A 22,945-nucleotide genomic window follows, 5' to 3' on the forward strand; every position below is an offset into this window, starting at 1 on the left:
ATCCCCCTCTTTTTTAAAAATACATTTTTACATTTCTTTCAATGTCCTTTATTAATTTATATTCAATAGAGTCTACAAGAGCTATCCAACTTGCTTGAATAATATCCCTTGAAACCCCTACTGTACTCCAATTTTCATATCCATCTGTTGATTCTATTAAAACCCTTACCTTAGCATTAGTAGCATTTTCTGTATCTAAAACTCTTACCTTATAATCAACAAGTCTCACATCTGCAAGCTTTGGATAAAAAACTTCTAAGGCCTTTCTTAAAGCCTTATCAAGAGCATTTACTGGTCCATCTCCCTCTGCTGCTGTTATTTGATTTTTTCCTTCCACAGATATATTAACAAAAGCTGTTGAGCTATACTCTTTCTCTAATAATGACTGTTGTTCCCCTATAGTCTTAAAATTATTTAATTCAAAGAAAGGTTTATATTTCCCCATAATCTTTCTCATTACAATTTCAACAGTTCCCTCTGCTCCTTCAAATTGATAACCCTCATATTCTAATTCCTTTAATTTATCTGTTATTTTTCTTACATCCTCTGAATCCTTAGATATATTAGGAAATATCTTTTGTATTTCCTTTAAAATTGTACTTTTTCCACTAACTTCTGAAATTAAAAATCTCCTCTTATTTCCTACTAAACTAGGATTTATATGTTCATAAGCTCTTGGTTCCTTTACAACGGCATCTATATGCATTCCACCCTTATGTGCAAAAGCTGAATTTCCAATATAAGATTCTTCATCTCTTAATGTAATATTTGATATTTCAGCTATATATCTTGCTACTGATGTGAGATTTTCTAAGTTTTTCTCTTTAATTGCACTTAAATTTAACTTCAAATGTATAGTTGCAATTATGCTACTTAAATTTGCATTGCCACATCTTTCCCCTATACCTAAGAAAGTTCCTTGGACATGATCAACACCATTTTGAACAGCCCCTATGGAATTAGCCACCGCCATAGAAATATCATTATGACAATGAATTCCCAGTTCACCATCTATAATTTTTCTTATTTCACTTACAATTTCACAAATTTCATTTACAAGAGTTCCCCCATTAGTATCACAAAGTACCACAGCTTTAGCTCCTGCTTCCTTTGCCCTTTTTAAAGTTTCAACTGCATAATCTCTATTTTTTTTATATCCGTCAAAAAAATGTTCGGCATCAAATATAACTTCTTTTCCCTTATTAATTAAATAACTTATGGTATCATCAATCATGGCTAGGTTTTCTTCTAATGTAGTTTTTAAAATATTTGTAACTTGATAAGACCAAGCCTTCCCAAATATCACCACAGTTTTTGTATTTGCTTCAATTAAACTATTTAGATTTTTATCTTCCTTCGCTAAAATTCCCGCTCTTCTAGTACTTCCAAAAGCAACAATTTCTGAATTTTTTAACTTTACTTCATTAGCTCTCTTAAAAAACTCCATATCTTTTGGATTTGACCCAGGGTTCCCAGCTTCTATATAATCAACTCCTATTCCATCAAGGACTTTACATATTTTCAACTTGTCCTCTACAGAAAAACTTATTCCTTGCCCCTGAGCTCCATCTCTAAGAGTTGAATCAAAAATTTTTATTTTTCTCATAAAAACCCCTCCTAATCCTTAGTATTCTTTACCAAGGTAATCTCCATAGGAGCTTATTTCTTTACTACCTCTTTCAATGGCTGCTATTCCTGTTCTGACAATTTCTTTTATTCCATAATCTTTCATTAAATTTATTAAAGCAGTAACCTTACTTTCATCTCCTGTAAGTTCTATGGTTAAAGCTTCTTTAGCTATATCTACAATTTTACATCTAAAAATATTTACTATTTCATTTATAGCTCCTCTTTCCTCTTGAGAAGCTTTTACCTTTATAAGCACTAACTCTCGACAAACAGAATTATCTGAATTTATATTAATAATCTTTTTAACATCCTGTAATTTGTTTAATTGTTTTATAAACTGATCTAAAATTTCATCATTTCCTGTTAAAGTTATAGTCATTCTAGAAATATTTTCATCCTGAGTTTTTCCAACAGTTAAACTTTCTATATTGAACCCTCTTCTAGAAAATAATCCTGAAACCCTACTTAAAACTCCAGAAGAATTACTAACTAAAACTGATAATACATGTCTTTCCATTTTGATTACCCCCTTATTAAATTATTACCCCAAACTTAATAGTAAGTTTTTAATAAAATAATCGAGACTCCACCTGAATTAAGTCTACGTTTATATTTCCTTCTAAAAAGATTCTATATGATTACTTCAAATTTAATCATACTTAGAAGAAAAAAGCATAAGTAATCTCTTCTGATTAACCTATACTTAAAAAGCTTACTTTACCCCAAAATATATCTTAAACTCTATTTGTTAAAATTTTACTCTTATTTTATTTTACTGTCAACGTATTTATTATTTTATTATACTTTTCATATTAAATTATGTATATTAAATCCACAGATAATTTTATTCCCTAAAAATGGATTATTACCCTAAAAAATTTCTTTAAAACCTTTTGTAATAATTAAAAATATAAGCAAACTATGACTATATGATTAAAATAAATATGGAGGTTTTTTATGATAGGTTATGCATGTATTTCTTTAACTAATAAAGCCACAACTAATAGAAAAATATTACTTAAAAATTTTTCTTCAGATAAATTTTTAGAAATTTGTACGGAAAATTTAAATGCTCTAGAAGAAATTCTTATTCATAATATAAAAAATAATATAAAATTTTTTAGAATCAGCTCTGATATAATCCCTTTAGCAACCCATGAAATTAATGATATTCCCTGGTGGGAAATCTTTAGAGATAAATTAGAACATATTGGAGAAATAATAAAAACCAACGATTTAAGAGTATCTATGCATACAACTGCATTTACCGTATTAAATTCTCCAAATAAAAATGTAGTTGAAAATTCTCTAAAGGATGTAGAATATCACTGCAAATTTTTAGATTCTATGAAATTAGATGATAGTCATAAAATAGTAATTCATGTAGGAGGAATTTATGAAAATAAAGAACTTTCTATAGAAAATTTTAAAAATAACTTTTTTAAACTTAGTCAACAAGTAAAAAATAGATTAATTATAGAAAATGATGAGAAAAACTTTTCCTTAGATGATGTACTCGCTATAGCTACTTATTTAGATTGTCCAGTTGTTTTCGATAATCTCCATAATAAATGTTATGGTGATAATAATTATGATCTAAACTATATTTTAGATACAGTTTGTCGAACTTGGTGTCCAAAGGATGGAAAACCTAAAGTTCATTATAGCCAACAAGATAAATCTAAGAAGAAAGGTTCTCATTCTAGGACTATTAACACTATAGAATTTCTTGAGTATTATAATGTAGCTAAGAATTTTGATATTGATATTATGCTTGAGGTCAAAGATAAAGATATTTCTGCTATAAAATGCACTAATATAATTTCCGAAATTAATTTAGGAGTAATTAATCCTGAGAAAATAAGAAAAGAGTGGGAAAATTATGAGTTACTACTTCTTGAACGTGGAGATGAATCCTATAATTTATGCTCTAATCTAGCTAATGGACCTAGCATAATTGAACTTTATAAAGCCATTGACTTAGAATTAGAAAAGGAAATTAATCCAATTTACTTAAAAAACTCTCTTAACAAAGCCTATAAAGTTGCAGAAGAATTTATGAAAGAATCAGAGAAAAAATACTTTAAAAAACTTATAGATAATAGAGATTTTACATCAGCTAAAGCTTATCTTAAAAAAGTGGTTATTAGAAATAATATTTCTTCTTTAATAGAAAATTACTATTTTTCACAACCTTAATACAAATTACTACATACATATGTCTTATAAAAAATACATATGTAACATATTAGTTCTTTCTATAATATATTGACTATATAGAAAGAATTAATGGAGGCAACTAATGTTATCCTTATTTCCAATTATATTATTTGTACTATCTGCTAGTATAGATAATTTTACCATTTCAGTTGCCTATGGCTGTAAAAACATAAAAATAGGTTTCTTTAGTAATTTAGTTATTGCTATTATTTCAGCATTAGGAACATTTATAGCTATGTTCTTTGGTAAAGCACTTCTTAATATTCTAACTATAAACATAGCAAATATTATAGGCTCCCTAGCTTTACTTTTAATTGGTATTTACTTTTTTATAGATTACCTTAAAACCAAAAAAAAGCCATCATGTCACGAAATAAGTAAAAAAGAAAATAAAACTGCTTCAGATATATTAAAATATCCTGAACTAGCTGATGTAGATAAATCTGGATCAATTGATATAAAAGAATCGGTAATATTAGCTATAGCCCTTTCTTTGAATAACCTTGCTTTAGGCATTGCAGCTAGTGCATCAGGCTTAAATTTAGAACTAACAGTATTATTCACTTTCATATTTTCATTAGTGTTAATTCCTCTTGGTTCCATCTTATCTAAAAAAATATTAGGTCGATTTATAGGAGAAAAAGGTTCCCTTATATCTTCTCTTATAATAATTTTTATTTCTATTTTAAATTTATTGTAATAAAAAAAGTATCTCAAAGTTGATTTTATTCCTCTTTAGAGATACTTCTTTTATTTTAAATATAATTATACTATTTTTTCTTATCTAGTAGTGAAACCACCATTTGCTAATATTGTTTGACCATTTATATACCAACCATCTGTAGCTAAGAATTCTACTATTGGTGCTATATCTTCGATTTTAGTTAATTCTCCATTGAAGCTTGCACTCTTAAGGTATTCTACAGATTCCTTTGTTTCTTGTTCATAGAAGAATGGTGTATCCATAGGACCTGGTGCTACGTTGTTTATAGAAATACCTTTACTTGCATATTCCTTTGCTGCTGCACGTGTGAAATGCTCAATAGGTGCTTTTGCCCCTGCATATAGTGAATAATATCCTGTAAAGGCTGCAAGTAATGAAGTTAATATGTTTATTATTTTTCCACCCTCATTCATATGTCTTGCTGCTTCTTGTATAAAGAAGAATCCAACCTTTGTATTAACATCAAATAAATCATCGTACTCTTCTTCTGTTATTGAATCTATATCTTTTTTCACTATTTTTCCAACTGTATTTACTGCAACATCAACTTTTCCAAATTTTTTTTCAGTTTCTTCAAATAAAAGTTTTACATTTGAAACCTTTGTTAAATCTAATTGAATTGAAAAAGCATCTCCGCCATTATCTTTTATAAATTGAACTGTTTCATCAGCACTTTCTTTTGTTGCTGCGCTATTATAATGAACTGCTACCTTTGCACCCTTTTGTCCAAAGTTTCTTGATATTAATCCTCCAAGGTTTTTAGCTCCACCTGCTACAACAACAACTTTATCTTTTAAATTCTCTATTCTGTAATTCATAATATACCTCTCTTCTTCATTTGTTTTATAATATTTCCTAAAAATTATTATACTCTCAAATTATTTTTAAAAAAGTAGGTACTTTATTATCATATAGTAACCTTTAGGTTACTTTTAAGTTATTATCACATTTACATAAAAAAATAATTTTAAAAATATTGTCTAACAAAATAAACTGCTGTAAAATTAACTTATTAAACAAAAGAAAAAAGGTGTATTTATGGATTGTGAAATAACTAATGAAAATGTCGAATTATATGACAATTGTTATTTAAATGTTGCAGAAACAGTTAATGTTATCGGTGGAAAATGGAAAGTCTTAATTTTATGGCATATTACCATAAAGTCTAGGAGATTTAACGAATTAAAACGATTAATCCCTGATATTTCACAAAAAGTGTTAACTCAGCAACTAAAAGAATTAGAAAAAGATTCTTTAATATCTAGAACTGTTTACCCAGAAAGTCCACCTAGAGTAGAATACTCACTTACTCAATATGGTTCTACCCTTGAACCTATTTTTGATGTACTTTACGACTGGGGTGAAAATCATAGAACTCATAAAAGTTCAGATAAATCTGAATAAAACAATTGCTATACTAAAAATCTATAGATTTTAGTATAGCAATTTATATTAAGCTCTAGCTTTACTTATCTTTATTTTCTTTCCTTTTATAGTTACTTCTTTAAATTCCCTAAGAATTTTATTTCCTTTTCCATTTAAAATATCAACATAAGAAAATCCATCTTGAACATCTATTATTCCTATATCTTCTCCTGTTAGACCTTTTAAATTACTAAATGCACCGACAATATCAAGAGCTCTTATTTTCTTTTTCTTTCCACCATTTATGTGTATTTTTACTATATCTTCATGAACTACTTTATTTCTAGTTTTATTTTTATTTTCCTTTAATTTCTTTTGGCTTTCTTTAAATAAAATTCTACCTTCCTTTACTACCTCATTGCTCACTTCTTTACCTTTTTTTATTTTATGTCCTATATACTCTTCTATAGCAGTAAAGAACTTTTCTTCATACTCAGAACAGAAAGTTATAGCTATTCCACTTTTCCCTGCTCTTCCTGTTCTTCCTATTCTATGAACATAAGCATCTTGCTCCATTGGCACTTCATAATTTATTACTAAATCAATATGGTCAATGTGTATCCCTCTTGCTGCTAAATCAGTAGCTACTAGAACCTTAAACTCTTTATTTTTAAGACTTTCCATTACAGCTAAACGACTTTTTTGATCTAAATCTCCATGGATTTCATCAACCATTATACCTTCTCTTTTTAAACTCTTTGCTACTTCCTTAACCTTATTTTTTGTATTACAAAAAACTATAGCTCCTTCAGGATTATAAGCAAAAATTGTTTTCCATAAAAGAGTTTCCTTAGCTTTTGGTATAACTTCTAAAAAACTATCATCTATTTTACCTAACTTTTCATCATTGCGAGATTCTATAGTAATAGTTTTAGGATTATTCATATACTTATTACATATTTTTTCAATTTGCTCTGGTATAGTTGCTGAAAATAATGCATTAATCTTATTTTTAGGTAATTTACTTAATATATCTTCTATTTGGTCTATAAATCCCATGTTAAGCATCTTATCACATTCATCTATAACTAAATACTTTAAACTTTGAACTTTTAAAGTTCCCTTTTCTAAATGATCAAGAACTCTTCCTGGAGTTCCAACAACAATATGTACCCTTTGCTTAAGTTCTCTTATTTGTTCATTATAAGGTTGTTTTCCAAATATAGCTGCCACTCTAATCTTTTTAAGTCTTCCTATATTAGATAATTCCTCTTTCACTTGAATAGCTAGTTCTCTAGTTGGAACAATGACAAGACCTTGCACTGAACTTTCCTCAATTACTGAAAGTTCACAAAGAGGAATTCCAAAAGCAGCTGTCTTTCCTGACCCAGTCTTAGCCTTCCCTATAACATCATTACCTTTTAGTAACTCTGGTATAATACTTTCTTGTATTTTAGAAGGTTTCTTATATCCTAAATTATTTAAAGCCTTAATAATCTTATTATCTAGCCCTAAATCATTAAAATCCTTTGCCATAAATTATTTTCTCCCTTCATATTTCACTTCATAAAATGAAATATTGTTCCTTGATTTTATTATATTTTTTAAGCTAAAAACTTACTAAATATAATTAAGTACATTTAATTATACCCTAAAAACCATTTCATTAATATGAATAAAGACTTTGGTTCAAAATTATAGTGCCTGTTTATCCTTAGCTTATAAAAGATAGAATATTACAGACACTAATTTATCAAATAAAAAAATATATTTATTTAAAGACTAACTTCATAGATTATTTTTCCTAATTTTCAATTGTTGCAATTACGTTTTTAATCCACTTTCCACTTCGTAACCTTAAAACAGAAGCCAAAAACTTAACTATTTCTTCTATGGATACAAGAATCATTACCTGTGAAACAGTAAGTCCTAAAAATATTGACCCTATAAATGCCAGTGGAACCCCTATTAACCACATTGATAAACCTTCTACCTTTAATGCATAAGCTGCATCTCCACCTCCTCTAAAGGCTCCAACTATCAATACTAAATTAATCATTCTTATAGGAGCTAAAAATGCATATATCCTTAGTATACTAATGGAATTAGATTTAACAAGCACTGATACATTAAATAAACTTAATATGGCTGGTGCACTTAAAATCATAATTACACCACTAATAACCCCTATTATTAGTGAAAGTACTGTTATTTTATCGCCATATTTCCTTGCCTTCTCTTCTTCTCCAGCCCCTATTTTATTTCCTATTATAACCAATGATGCACTTGCCATACTCATACTTAAAACCATAAATATATTTTGAACATTTGTACAAATCTGAACTGATGCCATTGCCTCTGTTCCAATTTGTCCATAAGCAACTGAATATAAAAAGTTCCCTACACCCCAACAAGCTTCATTTAAAAGTACTGGTACCACTGATTTATATACTTCTTTTACAAAAGCTTTATCAAATTCTAAATAATGCTTTATTTTTCCTCTAAGAACTTCATTTTTACTTGCAATTATAATTAATAACAAACACTCTATTACTCTTGCAATTAATGTAGCTAAGGCTGCTCCTTGTACTCCCATTGCTACAATTCCAAATTTCCCAAATATAAATATATAATTGAAAACTATATTAGTAGCAACTGCTATAGCACTTATTATCATTGGGCTTTTCGCATCTTCCATGCTTCTTAAAGAATAAGCTAATCCCAAAGTTATTGCTGTTGTGAAATAAGTAGGCATAACTATTTTTAAATAAGCTCCTGCTAAATAAATAACCTCATTATCATGGCTAAATATTCTACCTATATCCTTTGAAAATAACATAATTATAGCCATAGCTACAATTGATACAACTATAGAACTTATTATACCTATACCTACTACTTTTTTTATATTTTCTTTATCTTTATTCCCCCAAAATTGTGCTACAAATATACTACATCCTGCAGTAATTCCTATCATAAATAATTGAATTAAAAAAGTAACTTGATTTCCTATACCAACTGCTGCTACAGCCTTATCTCCAAGTGCTCCTGTCATAATGGTATCTGCCATATTTAATGATGTCATAAGTAAATTTTGTATTATTATAGGCAACGCTAAAACAAATAAAGTCTTATAAAATTTTCTATCATCAAAAAGCCCCTTAAATAAAAATTTCATAATTTCCCCCTTATTAACTGAAATTAAATTGCGTGAAGACAGAAATACAACCACCTGAAGAGTTTCAAGTGGTTGCTTCTACACATTTATTATATTAATTTAAAACAATGTACTATAACATATATATTATTAAATTTTTATATTATTTACTATAAAATAGTAATTATTTTACAATGTATTAACAATTATTTTACTGTTGTTATATCTACATCAGCTTCATAATCTATTCCTTCAACATTAAAGCCAAATAATCTAAAGAATTCATTTCTCATTTCTGCAAGGTCTGTTAATTCATATACATTAGATGTTTCTATACCAGGCCAAATTTCTTTAACTGTACTTTGAAGTGGCTCTGCCATTTCCCAGTCATCCATTCTTATTCTACCTTCTTCATCTAAGTTTAATTCTCTATCTCCATAAACTTCTTCGAACAATCTGTAAATCTGCTCTATACAACCTTCATGAGTTCCTTGTTCTTTCATTAATTTATATAATAACGCTGAATAAAGAGGTACTATAGGAATAGCTGCACTTGCTTGAGTTACTAAAGCCTTATTTATTGAAATATATGATTTTCCATTTACTGAAGCTAATATTTCATCTATTTTTGCAACTGATTTCTCTAAATCCTTTTTAGCTCCACCAATAGTTCCTTCTCTGTAAATTGGGTCAGTTACTCTTGGACCTATGTAACTATAGGCTATAGTTTTAGCATTTTCATTTAAAACTCCTGCTTTACTTAAAGCTTCCATCCACATTATCCAGTCTTCTCCACCCATAACTTTTCTTGTTCCTTCAATTTCCTCTTCTGTGGCTACCGGCATTGTTACATCCATAATTTCTCCAGTGTGGAAATCAACAGTCTTACAAGTAAATGGTTCACCTATAGTTTTTAAACATGAACTATATAATTCACCTGTATTTGGGTCTTTTCTTTTTGGTGCTGCTAAAGAATATATTATTAAATCAACTTTTCCCATATGTTCTTTTATTAAATTAATAACTTCTTCTTTAACTTCATTTGAAAAAGCATCTCCATTAACTTTTATATATTCTAATCCTTTTTCATTGAAAAATTGTCCTAAAGCTTCTGTATTATACCATCCAGGTGAAGCTGTTCTTTTTTCAGTAGGTTCTTTCTCATAACTTACACCTATAACCTTCGCATTACAAGCTACTCCTGAAACTATAGATGATGCTAATCCATATCCTGTTGATGATCCTAAAACTAAAACATTTTTTACATCGTTAATTGTACCTTTATCTTCAACATAATTTACTTGCTTTCTAACATTTTCTTTACAACCTTGGGGATGTGCTGTTGTACATATAAATCCCCTAAATTTAGGTTTTATTATCATTATTTCCTCTCCTTCCAAAAATACTTTGATAATCAAACTATATTTATTAATATATCATATTTTCTATTTTATTGTAATATCTTTTAATTATTTTATCTAATAACTGGTGTTTAATTAACAAACTTACTCCTCTTAGTCAAAAATTCAGAGACCAAGTGTAAGGATCTCTGAATTAATTCTTTTTCTATCTACAATCTCTCTAGCTAAACTTATTCTGGTATTGATAATAATTCTTGTTCTAATTCATCCATAAGTTCTTTAACTGGTACTATTTTTTCTACTCTTCCAGCATTAGCACCACAGAATACAAGACCTGTTTCAACATCTCCTTCAACAGCTCTTATTAAAGCATCACTTATACAATAAGGAGTTGTTGCTGGATTACATGGTAGTATACATCTATAACATTTATCTACCTTAACATTACCTTCTTCTGTTCTTTTAACAAAGTCATTTCTTAAAGCTCTTCCAGGCATTCCTACTGGACTCTTAACTAATGTTATATCATCTCCATTAGTTTTTAAGTAAGCTTTCTTGAAGTTTTCGTGAGCATCACACTCTTCTGTTGCAACAAATCTAGTTGCCATTTGAACTCCACTCGCTCCCATTTTTAAATACTTTGCTATATCCTCACCAGTGAATACTCCACCTGCAACAACTAGTGGTATCTTTTTGTTGTATTTCTCTTCGTATATTTTAATTTCTTCAAGTATTTTTGGAATTTCATCATCAAAAGTTTCAAAGGAACTAAATACTTCATCTTTTTTAAAACCTAAGTGACCACCAGCCTTTGGTCCTTCAACAACTACTAAATCAGCAGTTTTATTGTAGTTTCTATCCCAAAGTTTTAATATTACTCTAACTCCTTTAGCTGATGATATGATTGGAGCTATTTTAGTATTGCTTCCTTCTACTAATTCAGGAAGGTTTCTTGGAAGTCCTGCTCCTGAAACAACTAAATCTATACCTTCTTCAACAGCAGCCTTAACGTAGTCTTCGTAATTACTAATTGCAACCATTGCATTTATACCTATTACTCCACCATTTGCATTTTCTCTTGCTTTTTTTATGTGTTTCTTTAAGGCTCTTATATTTGATTCTAATAAGTTAGTTCTGAAATCTGGTTCGTCATACCCTGGAAAGGCTGTTGATATAAGGCCTATTCCGCCAGCTCTTGCTACTGCTGATGCTAATCCTGATAAGGATACTCCAACACCCATGCCCCCTTGAATTATTGGTAATCTTGCAACTAAGTCCCCAATTCTTAACGGTTCTATCTTCATAAATGTACTTCCTTTCCTATTCAAAAGCATTTGACCATAAAACTTTATCACCAAATACTTTGTCAATCAAAATATTTTATTATAATTATAATACGCTTTTCAAAACTTAACAACCTTTTATTTAATAAAGCTTTAAATTTTAAAATAATTATCTAAAATTATTGCCAGCATACTCAAAGTATATTCAATTAAACAAAAAATCACCCCACTAAGTAGATTTTAAACTGCCTTTTAAGGCTATCTACTTAGTAGGGTGTACCTACTTAATAACATCTAAATAAGTAATATAATACACTTATAAATACATTCTAACTTTATGCATCCTCACATAGATATTAAAATATTATTTGTACTTTAAATAAATCTCCATCTATATCTATAGATAAATTTCCACCTTGTAATTCCACTAAACTATTAGCTATAGAAAGCCCTAAACCAGAACCTTCCGTATGCCTTGACGCATCCCCTCTTTTAAACCTTTCTCTTAATTCATTTGGATCACAATTAAGTTCATAGGCTGATATATTTTTTATTTCAAATATAACCTTATCCTCCACCTTTTTTAAATCTATATATACCCTTGAATTTTTCATTGAATATTTTAATGCATTTCCTATTAAGTTATCAAAAACTCTCCATGTCCTTGCTCCATCAAGCTTTAATATTATCTTTTCCTTAGGTATATTTATTTTGAATTCTAATTCACTACTTTCTATTTTTTCTTTGAATTCACCAATGGTTTGTCTTAAAATTGCTACTACATCCACTTCTTCAATATTTAAAGATACATTTCCTGAAGATGCCTTTGTTGCTTCAAATAAATCTTCTATTAACACTTTAAGTCTTTTTGACTTATTTTCTAAAATAGCTAAATATTCTTCTTTTTGCTCTTCTGTTATATTTTCTTTTTGAAGCAAATCAACATAATTTATTATTGATGTTAAAGGTGTTTTTAAATCATGAGATACATTAGTTATAAGCTCTGTTTTCATTCTTTCACTTTTAAGTTCCCCTTGAATTGCTGCCTTAAATCCAGTATTTATATTGCTTAAATTTTCACTTATAACATTTAACTCTTTACTATTTCTTTTCTTCAAGTCAATGTTGAACTCACCTTTTACAATACTTTTACTAGCTTCTTCTATTTCTGATAATTGTACAAAAAATTTTCTTGATAAAACCCAAAATACAACTGGCACTGAAAGAACCATCATACTTCCAATGAAAAACCAAAAGAATGAATACTGTGACTTTGATATAACAATAAAGTATAAACCTATTACTAAATATAGTGACACTGCCATAGTATATACAATTATGTCTTTAGGTATATTTCTATTATCCATGTTATTTAAAATTAAGTCTTTAAATCGACTTGTTGACTTTGCTAAATTAATTGTTTTTTCTTCTACTCTACCCTTATTTACATTTTTAATATTTTTCTCTTTTTTTCCTTCTCTTCCAAACAACCTAAAAACCAAATTTTTAAATCCAATTAATATATTTACAATGCATAGATTTTTTAAAAACCCATTTATAAAACCTTTTTGAAAAATATATCTAATATACCTACCTGTTAAAATAGCCATAATTGATGCAACCATAAAAATCGGCAAGAATATAACCCTTTGTGTTCCTACACTTATTATTAACATGTATACACCAATAAATAATAAAGTTATAAAAGCTATTTTAAATTCTAACCATAATTTACAATAGGCTCTTGTAATAAGACTTTGCCCCTTATATGGTACTATAGTAGCTCCAAGAAATAATACAAATAATACTCCTAGAATAACAAGCATATAATCTAAATTCTCTGATAAACTATAAATTAATTTACGGTATTCTAAATAACTTCCTGGTTGAAAATTTCTTTTTGTTATAGCAAACTTTAAAGTTGTATCTTTTATATCTTCTCCTATTTCTGATTTTATTTTATAAATTAATTTATCATAAACTTCTGCTGAAACACTATTATTTTCAACTGTCTTAAATACTTTAAAATCATCAATGTTTTTTCCAAAGTGAACTTCAAAATAAACAGTTCCATTCTTTAAATTTTCTATTTCTTTATTATTATAAAGAACAACCTTTCCATCATCACTTATTAATTTATAGTCAAAACCTATATTACTATCTTCATAAGGTCTTATACTACTCATTGTACTATACTTTATTTTTCCTTTAAGGTCTTTTGACTCATTCTTAATTTCATTTTCTCTTTGTTCCTTTAAATTTTTTAATTCTTCTACCCTATTGTTATATTTACCTAATACCCAATCTATATTATTAACTATATCAGACTTTGTACTATAGGCATTTTCATCTCCACTTCCCCAACTTTCTAATTCCTTAGAATACTTATTTTTTAGTTCTTCTAAATTAACATCTTTCTCTAAATGATAGTGTTGTCTAATTTCCTCTAATTCTTTCTTTTTTTCTTCCTCTGCTAATTTTAATTGTCCATTATACTCCTCATCATTTTTAGCTAAATCATTATTCATATTTTCATCAATAACCTTAGGTGCATTTTCCTTGTCTATAAGTAATTGACTAAACTTATACTCATCTATTATTGACGTATCTCTATAATAGTCCCCATGCCAATAATTAAAACTTTTAAATCCACTTATGTCATTTATAAAGCTTCCACTTCTGAAATAATCAATTTCTCTTTTATTTAAAACATTATTTAGAAATAAATTTAATCCTATACCAGTTATTATTATGGCTAATATAGATATTATGAAGCCTTTACTTATTTTATTTTTTACTTCTTCACTATTAACTTCATTGGTCTTCAATTTTGTAACCAATACCCCACACCACCTTTAAATATCTAGGTTCCTTAGGGTTAATCTCAATTTTTTCTCTTATTCTTCTTACATGAACTGTAACTGTATCTGTATTATAAGCTGGCTCATTCCACACTCTTTCATAAATTTCTTCTATGGAAAATACTCGTCCCTTATTCTCCATAAGTAGCTTTAATATCTTAAACTCAATTGGAGTTACTTTTAATACTTCTCCATCTAAAGTAAATTCCTTTTTATCTAAATTGAGTTCAAGTCCACCAGTTCTTAATATTACATCCTTTTTTTCTTCCACCCTTGAAGAATATTTTAAATATCTACGTAGCTGAGATTTAACCCTTGCTATAAGTTCTAAAGGATTAAATGGTTTTGTTAAATAATCATCTGCTCCCATATTTAATCCTATTATTTTATCTGTATCCTCAGATTTTGCAGAAAGCATAATAACAGGTATTTCCATAGTTTCTCTTAGCTTCTTAATAGTTCTAACACCATCAAGTTTAGGCATCATCACATCTAAAATCACTAAATCTACCTTATTATTTTTTAAAACATTTAAAGCTTCAATACCATCATAAGCCTTTAATATGTTATACCCTTCTGAGCTTAAATAAATTTCTATTGCATTAGTTATTTCAACCTCATCATCAACCACTAAAATAGTATACTGTTCCATTTAAAATTCCCCCTTAATTAAATCTACATAAACTTCGATTAAAATTATAGCATAGCTACTTCCTACTTTTTCCACAGTTTACTATTTATTTTTAAATATATAATAACTTTTTAAATATAAAGCAAATATTTATTAATGATTAAAAGGCTTACTTTAACTTTTATTTTTTAAATCTTATAGTTACTTTAAACAAATCTCCATCTATATCTATAGCCATTGTTCCTCCCTGCAATTCAACTAAACTATTAGCAATTGATAACCCAAGACCTGATCCTTCAACCACTTCTTCTAATTTAGAATTTTTAATTTTGCTCCTTAATTGGTTAGGACTACAATTCAATTCATAACCTGATACATTTTTTATATCAAAAATAACATAGTCTTCTTCTTCATATAAGTTTAAATAAACTCTTGAATAGTCTAAGGAATACTTAATAGCATTACTGATTAAATTTTCAAATACCCTCCATGTTCTAGCTCCATCTAGTTTTAATATAATTTTATCCTTAGGCATTTTAACCTTAAAAACAACCTTGCTATTATTTATATCCTCTTCAAATTCTCCTAAAGTTTGTCTTAAAACAGCTACTATATCGACATCATCAATATTTAATTTTATGTTACCTGTAGATGCTTTTGTTGCTTCAAAAAGATTTTCAATTAGAACTTTTATATGCTTTGATTTAGCTTCTAATGTTTTTAAACATTCCATTCTTTCTTCTTGTGAAAGATTTTTATCTTTTAACAAATCTACATAATCAATTATTGAACTAAGAGGTGTTTTTAAATCATCTGAAACACTAGTTATAAGTTCAGACTTTAACATTTCTCCTTTCATTTCTTTATCTATAGCATCTCTAAAGCCAATATTAATATTACTTAAATTTTTGCTTATAGGATTTAAAATTATATTATGTCTTTCTTTTAATTCAATATTAAAATCACCAGTTACTATTTTTTCTGTGCTTTTCTTAATATCATTTATTTGGATAAAGAAACTTCTTACCATAAAAAAAATTAAAATAGGAACTATAAATATAAATAAAAATAACATCAAAAATGTATAAGAATAGCCGTCATAAGGTCTATAAAAAATAGAAATTACAAATCCTATTAAAATTAAGATTATAGAAAATCCTCCGGTGATTACTTGAACTCTCTTATCTAAAGTCATATTTTCCAACTTATTCTTAGCTTTATATATAACTTCCTTTCCTTCATTAGAGCTATTTTCTTTAACTTGTTTAATACCTTTTAATGTTCTGTTGCTAAATTTAACAGCTAATGATTTCTCCTTTAAAAGCTTTAAACCATTATTATTTATATCTCTTATATCTTTACCTATTAATATACTTAGAACCAAAGGAATAATTAAACATATCACAATAAGCATTATGGTATTTACAATAATAAAAGGACTTACAATAATGTCATAAGTCATTTTCTTAATCCCCCATATATTGGTTATTCCTAAAATATAAATTAAGACTATTAAAATTCTTACTTCCGTATATATATTTCCATAGAATCTTGAAAGTTTCCCTCTTTTCCTTGAATCTATAAAATAAGATAAAAGGAATACTACAGTACATAACACTAAATTCAAAATATTATAAGTAAAATCAAAAAGAAAGGTATTCACAAGCTTCTCTCCGTAAATTACATTTCCGAAAGATAATGTTTCTGGAGTTATAGCTATGGTTATAGTAGCATTTCTAACCTCTCCACTTACTGCGGCCACAAAATTTATTAATCTTCCTCTTTCATCACTGTCTTCTTTTTTAACATTGCTAGAAATATTAATAAGTTCAATATCCTCATTATTTTTTCCTATATGGTATTCATAATAAAATAAAGGATTTTTATTTAGTAAAGCTCCAATATTAGTGGTATTATTTACTATCCTTTCACCATTATCTGATTTTATTTCATAAAAAAACCCTAGTTTTTTACTACTAAAATTTTCATTATTTAAATTTAATGGCTTATTGATAAACTTATCCTTCCATCTCTGAGCCTCCTGTTCCATATTAAACTTAAATTCCTCATTATTTGAAGTAATCCCCCTTACCTTAGTGTCATATTGATTCTTTGCATTATTTATTTCTTCATTAATTTTCTTTAATAATTCTTTATCACTTTTATTATTTGGATCCTCAATAGCATTAGAATTATCCTTATATAACTTATCTATATCTTCATCGGCATCAATATTATAATTCTCTTTTATTTCTTTAAACCTTTTCTCAAGTTCTTCCTTTGCTCCCTTAAGTTCAGCTTGGTAATAAGCTTCCCTTGAAGAAAGTTCCTTGTTTAGCTCCTCATCCATATCTTTCTTCATTTCATCTATGGACTTTCCACTAGAATAAAAATACTGTTCACCTATTCTTCCTAAACCCGAAAATATGACACCAGCATGAAAATTTTTAAAATATTCTCCCCTATCATCATTACTCACAACCAAGCTATGAGCATAACTTAAAGAAATAGCTATAGCAAATAAGAAGGTTAAAATTATAATAATAGAATCTCTATAATATTTTATTCCCCTCACCTGCTTTTTTCTTTCCTTAACCTTCAAGTACCTATCCCCCCTAAACACTTTTAATTAATTAGATAACTAAAAAAATCTCTAACTTAAACTTCAACTTATTAAGCTTTACCCTTATAATAACTACCTAAAATTACAAAGTAATAATTTAATTTCTTACAAAAAGCTTAAAATTTCCTTTAAAGAACAAAATAATCATATCAAAAAAAGAGAATGTATCAAATTACAGATACATCCTCTCTGACTTTTATCTATCTATATAGGTTTATCATTTGTGACCACTCACTTACGTAAAGAAGCTCTAATATTTTTTATTTCTTTAACAAAATTCTTTCCTTAATTTACTTTCCTCTATTTCTCCATCTGCTATTTTAATCATTCTATCACACTGTTCTCCTATATTTTTTTCATGGGTTATAATTATAACAGTTTTTCCTTCCCTATTTATTTCCTTTAGCATATCCATTACTTCCATTCCTGTTTTTCTATCTAATGCTCCAGTAGGTTCATCTGCTAAAATTATTTTAGGACTGTTTATTAAAGCTCTCCCAATTGCAACTCTTTGTTTTTGTCCACCTGATAATTGATCTGGAGTTTTTAGTTTATGTGCTCCAAGACCTAGTTTATCTAACATATCCATTGCAGTCTTTACTTTAGGTAACTTTTTCTTTGAATATGATAATGGTAAGGAAACATTATCTATTAAGTTATAATCATATAGTAAATTAAAATTTTGAAATATAAATCCAATTTCTTCATTTCTTATCCTTGCAAGTTCTTTTCCTTTCAATAAACTAACTTCTTTATTATTTAAATAATATTTTCCTTCTGTTGGATTATCTACACAACCTAAAATATTTAATAATGTTGATTTTCCAGAACCTGATGGTCCCATTATAGAAATAAATTCCCCTTCATTTATAGTTAAATTAATATTTTTTAAAGCAACAGTTTCGGCTTCAGTACCTTTCCCATAAGTTTTCCCTATATCAATAAGCTTTATAATTTCCATAAAAACTCCCCCTATTAATTTCCTTTCACAAGTTCCACAATATTCATTTTCTTTATCTCTCTAACTGGAATTATAGCTATTAAGAATGATATAATAACTACTAAAATTAAGTTAATTCCTATTAAAGTTAATCCTACACCTACCTTAATATTTAATATTAAAGATATTATAGAAGCTATAATAACCATAACTAATACTTCTAAGAATATTTCCTTTGCTATTTCATTTAAAGTTGCTCCCATAGCTATTTTAATTCCAAATTCTCTTTTTCTTTTATTTAATTGTCCTAACATTATACAACTTGTCCCTATAATAGATATAACAAGTAATAAAAATCCTAAAGCCAAAGAAGATTTAACATCTCTCTCATAACTTTCTATAACCGTGGTAGTATTTGATAAACTAAATAAATTAGCATATAAATTATGTTTTTTTAACTTTTCATTTAAAATTTTTACAAGTTCATCTTCCTTAACTCCTATTCCTCTTTCAAGGAAAATAGCTGCATTTACACTTTCTCCAATCGCATTATAGCCTATAAAATTTTCTACAGATGGAATTACCTTTATTCCATCACTATATAAAAGATTTTGAGCAAATAATTCTATTGGCCCATTTGATATTGGTATAGCATTTCTTTCTAAAAATCCAACCACTTCAAAGGTTAAAAAATCTTGCTTTTTATCTACTTCAAAAGGCCCTGTCCTTACAGCCTCAGAAATATATTTAATTTTAAAAGTATCCCCTAGTTTTTGAGTTTTTTCAAATTCATTTCCTAAAAGTATTGGTATATTTTCTTTTTTATAATCCTTTTTAAAATCCTCAGCCTTTAAATTTCTACCACTACTTATTTTAAAATTATAATGATTTAAAAAATTTTCATTTATAAGTACCTCTCCTATATATGCTCCTTTATCCACCTCTAATACATTTTCATACTTCTTAGGAATATTATCCCAAAATACTCCGTGTATATTAACATTTGAACCATATAAATAATAATCTTTTATTATTCCTGCTCTTTTTAATTCCTCATATATGTCTTTTCCATCTAAAGCATTTAATATGACACTCCATATATCTTCTTCATTTTTTTCATATCCACCTATTGGACCAATTCTAACCATAGTAGTATTATTTATATCAAACAAACTTTCAATGCCCTTTTTTCGATTTTGTGAATCTTCAAAAAGCCTTCCACTTGTATTTACCATTGTTAAACCTATACTAAGCTGTATTATAATTAGAAATCCTATAGCTCCTATTTTTTTAATTCTTTTAATTGCCTTAAACATACTATTCCTCCCTAAGCATTTCAATAGGTTGAATTTTTGTATTATTATTCTTTATATAAGAATTTAAGCTATTTATAGCTTTATCTAAATCTTCCTTTTCTCCATTTATAATTAAAGTTAATGTAGGATCATTAAAATCTATTCCACTTTTAAATTTTTTAAAAATATCAAGTGGTATTGTAATCTTAGGTTCCTTTTCATATGATATACTACAATTTTCAAATCTAATTGTTTTTATATTACCTCCATCATTTATTTCCAAATACTTTTACCTAATTCTACCACTAATTAGATAAAAATTACATATTTTAGTGCTAAAATAATAATTAATTATTAAAAAAAGGACTGTCTCGTAATGCTATAATTGGATATTATGAAGCAGTTCCTTTTATTTAAATCGACTTTTAAGCATGATAAATAAAGGTGTTAGAAATACTATCTTGGATAAATGTATAAAAAATTAGGATACTTTTTTATTTATGGCTAAATTTATATCATAGGTTTTGTTTGTTTTTTTATAATTATATTTTTAAACAAAATCTATAAAAAGTCGTTTAAATACAAAAAGAGGATTGTTTCAAATGTGGAATCTAATTCCACTTTAAAACAGTCCCTTTTCAATGCCTTTTATTTTTTTTAAGAAATAATATGTTTTTAAATATTAGAATATAAGCTTATATATTCAACTGATATTTCTTTTGAAATTTAGGAATTATAATAAGAATTATTCCAATAACAGTTATAATTATTCCAAATATTATTAAAGCAGACATAAGACCTAAAATAGTTGAAAGAAGTCCAATTCCTATCGTTGGTATTGCCATACCAGTATAACCAGCAACATAATAAGTTGAAATAACAGCTGCACTTTCATCTCTAGAAGCAAGGCTTCCAGCAAGTTGAATAGTTCCTTGGAATGTAAGTCCATTACCAATAGCAAGAATTATCATACCTATAAATAAAAGTGTCATACTGATTAAAAAACCAGCAAGAACCATAAGCCATGTTCCTATAAGGAGCAATAAAAGACCTAACTGTACTCTAGTAGTTCGTGCTTTAGGTGACTTTATTATTTGAGATACTGCCCCTCCACCTAAAAAAATAAATAGTAAAATTCCTGAGTATGATAAGTTAGTAGATTTTAATATGGAGTGTACATATGTTGGAACTAGAGATATTACAACACCATTAAGAGCTAACATAACAAAAACTGCTGGACATACAAATGATAAAAATATAGTTTTTGAGTTTTTAGGAATACCTAAATGAAAAGTTATAGGTGCTTTTTTATCTTTACTTTCATTTATATTTGGTATTTTAAATAACAATATTAAAGCTAATAATAATAATAAAAATAGAACAATATAAGGTAAAGTATAAGGTTTAAATTTTGAATATTCTCCTATTAAGCCACAAGACATTGGTCCAAATCCAAATCCTAATAATGTAGCCATACTAGATAGTGCTAAGGCTTTATGTGAATTTGAGCTATGTTTTAATAATAAACCATTACTTGTTCCCATAAATAGACCAAGTGCTGCACCTTCAACAGCTCTAGCTAAGTAAAGCATCCAAGGACTTACTGTAAAAATAAATATAAGAGAAGATATAAGCGCTAAGATTATTCCTCCTCTAACTACGTTTTTTGTTCCATTTCTTTTAACAAAAGAAGTAGAAATTAATAATGCTGGTAGCATACAAGCTGTATATATAGCAAATAAAGCTGTTATATCGAAATTATTAAAATTAAAATGACTTTGATAAATTGGGAATAATGGCGCAGGTAAGTTAGCACTAAAGGCCATTATAGCTATAATTAATAATATAATCTTCATAAGTTTTCTCCTTTGTTTTTCTTATGTGCTTATTATATAATTAATTATTCATTAATTCTAATACATAATTTGATATAATATTATGTATTTAAAGTTATTAATTATGAGGTGATAATTATGGAGTTATTACAATTAAAATATTTTGAAAAAGTCGCAAAGCTTCAACATATGACAAAAGCTGCTGATGAATTACATATTTCACAGTCATCTTTAAGTAGAACTATAAGTAGGCTTGAAGAAGATATAGGAGCTAAGTTATTTGAAAGAGAAGGAAGGCAAATAAAACTTAATAATTATGGAGAGATGTTTTTAAAAAGAGTAGAAAATACTTTTAGGGAATTAGAAGAAGGAAAAAGAGAAATAGAAGAACTTAAAGATATAGAAAAGAAAACTGTAATAGTAGGTGCTACTATTACAAGACTTTTACCAAAGGTCTTTCGAGAGTTTCTTAATATTTATCCAGATGTTAAGTTTCAATTATATCAACTAACATCAAAGGAAGTTGAAAGTCAATTAGAAGAAGGGGAAGTAGATTTTTCTATTACTACTCCAATGATTCAAAAGAAAGGTATAATATCAGTTCCCTTAAAAAAAGAAAAATTTTTTCTAGCAGTAGGTCCTAGGCATAGATTAGCAAGTAAAAAAATTATTAATTTAAATGAACTCTTAGAGGAACCATTTATATCTTTATCTACAGATTATAGTTTTCAGCAAAGTATAAATAGTTTATGTGAGGAAAATGGATTTACTCCTAATGTAATGTTTGAAAGTAATGATACTGAAGTTATTTTTAAACTTGTTTTAGAAGGATTTGGGGTAGCTTTTATGCCAGCACATTGGTGGGATGAAGATAGAAAGACACTTCCTGCTAAATTAGAAATAGAAAATTCTTTCTCTCAAAGGATTATAGGTTTATCTTGGAAGGATGGTCATTATTTATCTAAAACAGCTAAAGATTTTAGAGAATTTGCTATTAATTATTTTAAGGAAGAAAAATAAA

General features: G+C 27.5%; 18 protein-coding genes. 4 read left to right on the top strand and 14 right to left on the bottom strand.

Features of this window, described 5'->3' with window-relative positions:
• Positions 1–13: 13 nt before the first annotated feature.
• Entirely contained in the window at positions 14–1,606 is a 1,593-nt protein-coding gene (gene cimA, locus ARA19_RS12850; protein WP_055071369.1) for a citramalate synthase, read from the bottom strand.
• Positions 1,607–1,624: 18 nt separating this feature from the next.
• Complete coding sequence (gene ilvN / locus ARA19_RS12855) at positions 1,625–2,146, bottom strand: acetolactate synthase small subunit (RefSeq protein WP_055071370.1); 522 nt, start codon at positions 2,144–2,146, stop codon at positions 1,625–1,627.
• A gap of 440 nt (positions 2,147–2,586) precedes the next feature.
• Between ilvN and uvsE the strand changes: the two genes are divergently transcribed.
• Both uvsE and ytaF read left to right on the top strand, forming a co-directional pair.
• Positions 2,587–3,828: a UV DNA damage repair endonuclease UvsE gene (gene uvsE / locus ARA19_RS12860; protein ID WP_055071371.1), complete on the top strand. Its 1,242-nt coding sequence runs from the start codon at positions 2,587–2,589 to the stop codon at positions 3,826–3,828.
• Between the two features lie 103 nt (positions 3,829–3,931).
• Positions 3,932–4,549: a sporulation membrane protein YtaF gene (ytaF, locus tag ARA19_RS12865; protein WP_055071372.1), complete on the top strand. Its 618-nt coding sequence runs from the start codon at positions 3,932–3,934 to the stop codon at positions 4,547–4,549.
• An 80-nt stretch (positions 4,550–4,629) separates the two neighbouring features.
• On the opposite strand, the gene ARA19_RS12870 is transcribed toward ytaF, so the two are convergent.
• Positions 4,630–5,391: an SDR family oxidoreductase gene (locus tag ARA19_RS12870; RefSeq protein ID WP_055071373.1), complete on the bottom strand. Its 762-nt coding sequence runs from the start codon at positions 5,389–5,391 to the stop codon at positions 4,630–4,632.
• A gap of 220 nt (positions 5,392–5,611) precedes the next feature.
• On the opposite strand from ARA19_RS12870, the gene ARA19_RS12875 reads away from it, so the two are divergent.
• Positions 5,612–5,977, top strand: coding sequence for a winged helix-turn-helix transcriptional regulator (locus ARA19_RS12875; protein ID WP_084764500.1), 366 nt, complete (start codon positions 5,612–5,614; stop codon positions 5,975–5,977).
• 48 nt (positions 5,978–6,025) lie between these two features.
• Here the strand turns inward: ARA19_RS12875 and ARA19_RS12880 are convergent, their stop codons facing one another.
• From ARA19_RS12880 to ARA19_RS12930, 11 genes are all read right to left on the bottom strand, one after another.
• The gene (locus ARA19_RS12880) at positions 6,026–7,474 is read right to left on the bottom strand and encodes a DEAD/DEAH box helicase (RefSeq protein ID WP_055071374.1); all 1,449 of its coding nucleotides are present in this window, start codon (positions 7,472–7,474) and stop codon (positions 6,026–6,028) included.
• A gap of 268 nt (positions 7,475–7,742) precedes the next feature.
• A complete protein-coding gene (locus ARA19_RS12885) occupies positions 7,743–9,116 on the bottom strand; it encodes an MATE family efflux transporter (protein WP_055071375.1) in 1,374 nt (457 codons plus the stop codon).
• 185 nt (positions 9,117–9,301) lie between these two features.
• On the bottom strand, positions 9,302–10,477 hold the full coding sequence (fabV, locus tag ARA19_RS12890; RefSeq protein WP_055071376.1) for an enoyl-ACP reductase FabV: 1,176 nt from the start codon (positions 10,475–10,477) through the stop codon (positions 9,302–9,304).
• 209 nt (positions 10,478–10,686) lie between these two features.
• A complete protein-coding gene (locus ARA19_RS12895; protein ID WP_055071377.1) occupies positions 10,687–11,760 on the bottom strand; it encodes an NAD(P)H-dependent flavin oxidoreductase in 1,074 nt (357 codons plus the stop codon).
• A gap of 335 nt (positions 11,761–12,095) precedes the next feature.
• Complete coding sequence (locus ARA19_RS12900; protein ID WP_055071378.1) at positions 12,096–14,579, bottom strand: HAMP domain-containing sensor histidine kinase; 2,484 nt, start codon at positions 14,577–14,579, stop codon at positions 12,096–12,098.
• Entirely contained in the window at positions 14,554–15,252 is a 699-nt protein-coding gene (locus tag ARA19_RS12905; protein WP_055071379.1) for a response regulator transcription factor, read from the bottom strand. The genes ARA19_RS12900 and ARA19_RS12905 overlap by 26 nt, the downstream gene beginning before the upstream one ends.
• 160 nt (positions 15,253–15,412) lie before the next feature.
• Positions 15,413–17,833: a sensor histidine kinase gene (locus ARA19_RS12910; RefSeq protein WP_055071380.1), complete on the bottom strand. Its 2,421-nt coding sequence runs from the start codon at positions 17,831–17,833 to the stop codon at positions 15,413–15,415.
• A gap of 289 nt (positions 17,834–18,122) precedes the next feature.
• Entirely contained in the window at positions 18,123–18,815 is a 693-nt protein-coding gene (locus ARA19_RS12915; protein ID WP_055071381.1) for an ABC transporter ATP-binding protein, read from the bottom strand.
• A 14-nt stretch (positions 18,816–18,829) separates the two neighbouring features.
• Positions 18,830–20,110 (bottom strand): FtsX-like permease family protein, encoded by a 1,281-nt coding sequence (locus tag ARA19_RS12920; RefSeq protein ID WP_055071382.1) that lies wholly within the window; start codon positions 20,108–20,110, stop codon positions 18,830–18,832.
• Between the two features lies 1 nt (position 20,111).
• Entirely contained in the window at positions 20,112–20,372 is a 261-nt protein-coding gene (locus tag ARA19_RS12925; protein WP_055071383.1) for a hypothetical protein, read from the bottom strand.
• Between the two features lie 412 nt (positions 20,373–20,784).
• Positions 20,785–21,945 (bottom strand): MFS transporter, encoded by a 1,161-nt coding sequence (locus ARA19_RS12930; protein WP_055071384.1) that lies wholly within the window; start codon positions 21,943–21,945, stop codon positions 20,785–20,787.
• A 117-nt stretch (positions 21,946–22,062) separates the two neighbouring features.
• Here ARA19_RS12930 and ARA19_RS12935 point away from each other — a divergent pair, with 117 nt between their 5' ends.
• Complete coding sequence (locus ARA19_RS12935; RefSeq protein ID WP_055071385.1) at positions 22,063–22,944, top strand: LysR family transcriptional regulator; 882 nt, start codon at positions 22,063–22,065, stop codon at positions 22,942–22,944.
• Position 22,945 lies beyond the last annotated feature (1 nt).

This window comes from Clostridium massiliamazoniense (assembly GCF_001403635.1).
Lineage (GTDB): Bacteria > Bacillota > Clostridia > Clostridiales > Clostridiaceae > Sarcina > Sarcina massiliamazoniense.

What these genes read in the sequence shown, in the direction of transcription:
- ARA19_RS12935 (WP_055071385.1), top strand. Translation starts at nt 22,063, where the DNA reads ATGGAGTTATTACAATTAAAATATTTTGAAAAAGTCGCAAAGCTTCAA.
- uvsE (WP_055071371.1), top strand. Translation starts at nt 2,587, where the DNA reads ATGATAGGTTATGCATGTATTTCTTTAACTAATAAAGCCACAACTAAT.
- ARA19_RS12895 (WP_055071377.1), bottom strand. Translation starts at nt 11,760, where the DNA reads ATGAAGATAGAACCGTTAAGAATTGGGGACTTAGTTGCAAGATTACCA.
- ARA19_RS12870 (WP_055071373.1), bottom strand. Translation starts at nt 5,391, where the DNA reads ATGAATTACAGAATAGAGAATTTAAAAGATAAAGTTGTTGTTGTAGCA.
- ARA19_RS12930 (WP_055071384.1), bottom strand. Translation starts at nt 21,945, where the DNA reads ATGAAGATTATATTATTAATTATAGCTATAATGGCCTTTAGTGCTAAC.
- ytaF (WP_055071372.1), top strand. Translation starts at nt 3,932, where the DNA reads ATGTTATCCTTATTTCCAATTATATTATTTGTACTATCTGCTAGTATA.
- ARA19_RS12875 (WP_084764500.1), top strand. Translation starts at nt 5,612, where the DNA reads ATGGATTGTGAAATAACTAATGAAAATGTCGAATTATATGACAATTGT.
- fabV (WP_055071376.1), bottom strand. Translation starts at nt 10,477, where the DNA reads ATGATAATAAAACCTAAATTTAGGGGATTTATATGTACAACAGCACAT.
- cimA (WP_055071369.1), bottom strand. Translation starts at nt 1,606, where the DNA reads ATGAGAAAAATAAAAATTTTTGATTCAACTCTTAGAGATGGAGCTCAG.
- ARA19_RS12880 (WP_055071374.1), bottom strand. Translation starts at nt 7,474, where the DNA reads ATGGCAAAGGATTTTAATGATTTAGGGCTAGATAATAAGATTATTAAG.
- ARA19_RS12920 (WP_055071382.1), bottom strand. Translation starts at nt 20,110, where the DNA reads ATGTTTAAGGCAATTAAAAGAATTAAAAAAATAGGAGCTATAGGATTT.
- ARA19_RS12915 (WP_055071381.1), bottom strand. Translation starts at nt 18,815, where the DNA reads ATGGAAATTATAAAGCTTATTGATATAGGGAAAACTTATGGGAAAGGT.
- ARA19_RS12885 (WP_055071375.1), bottom strand. Translation starts at nt 9,116, where the DNA reads ATGAAATTTTTATTTAAGGGGCTTTTTGATGATAGAAAATTTTATAAG.
- ARA19_RS12905 (WP_055071379.1), bottom strand. Translation starts at nt 15,252, where the DNA reads ATGGAACAGTATACTATTTTAGTGGTTGATGATGAGGTTGAAATAACT.
- ilvN (WP_055071370.1), bottom strand. Translation starts at nt 2,146, where the DNA reads ATGGAAAGACATGTATTATCAGTTTTAGTTAGTAATTCTTCTGGAGTT.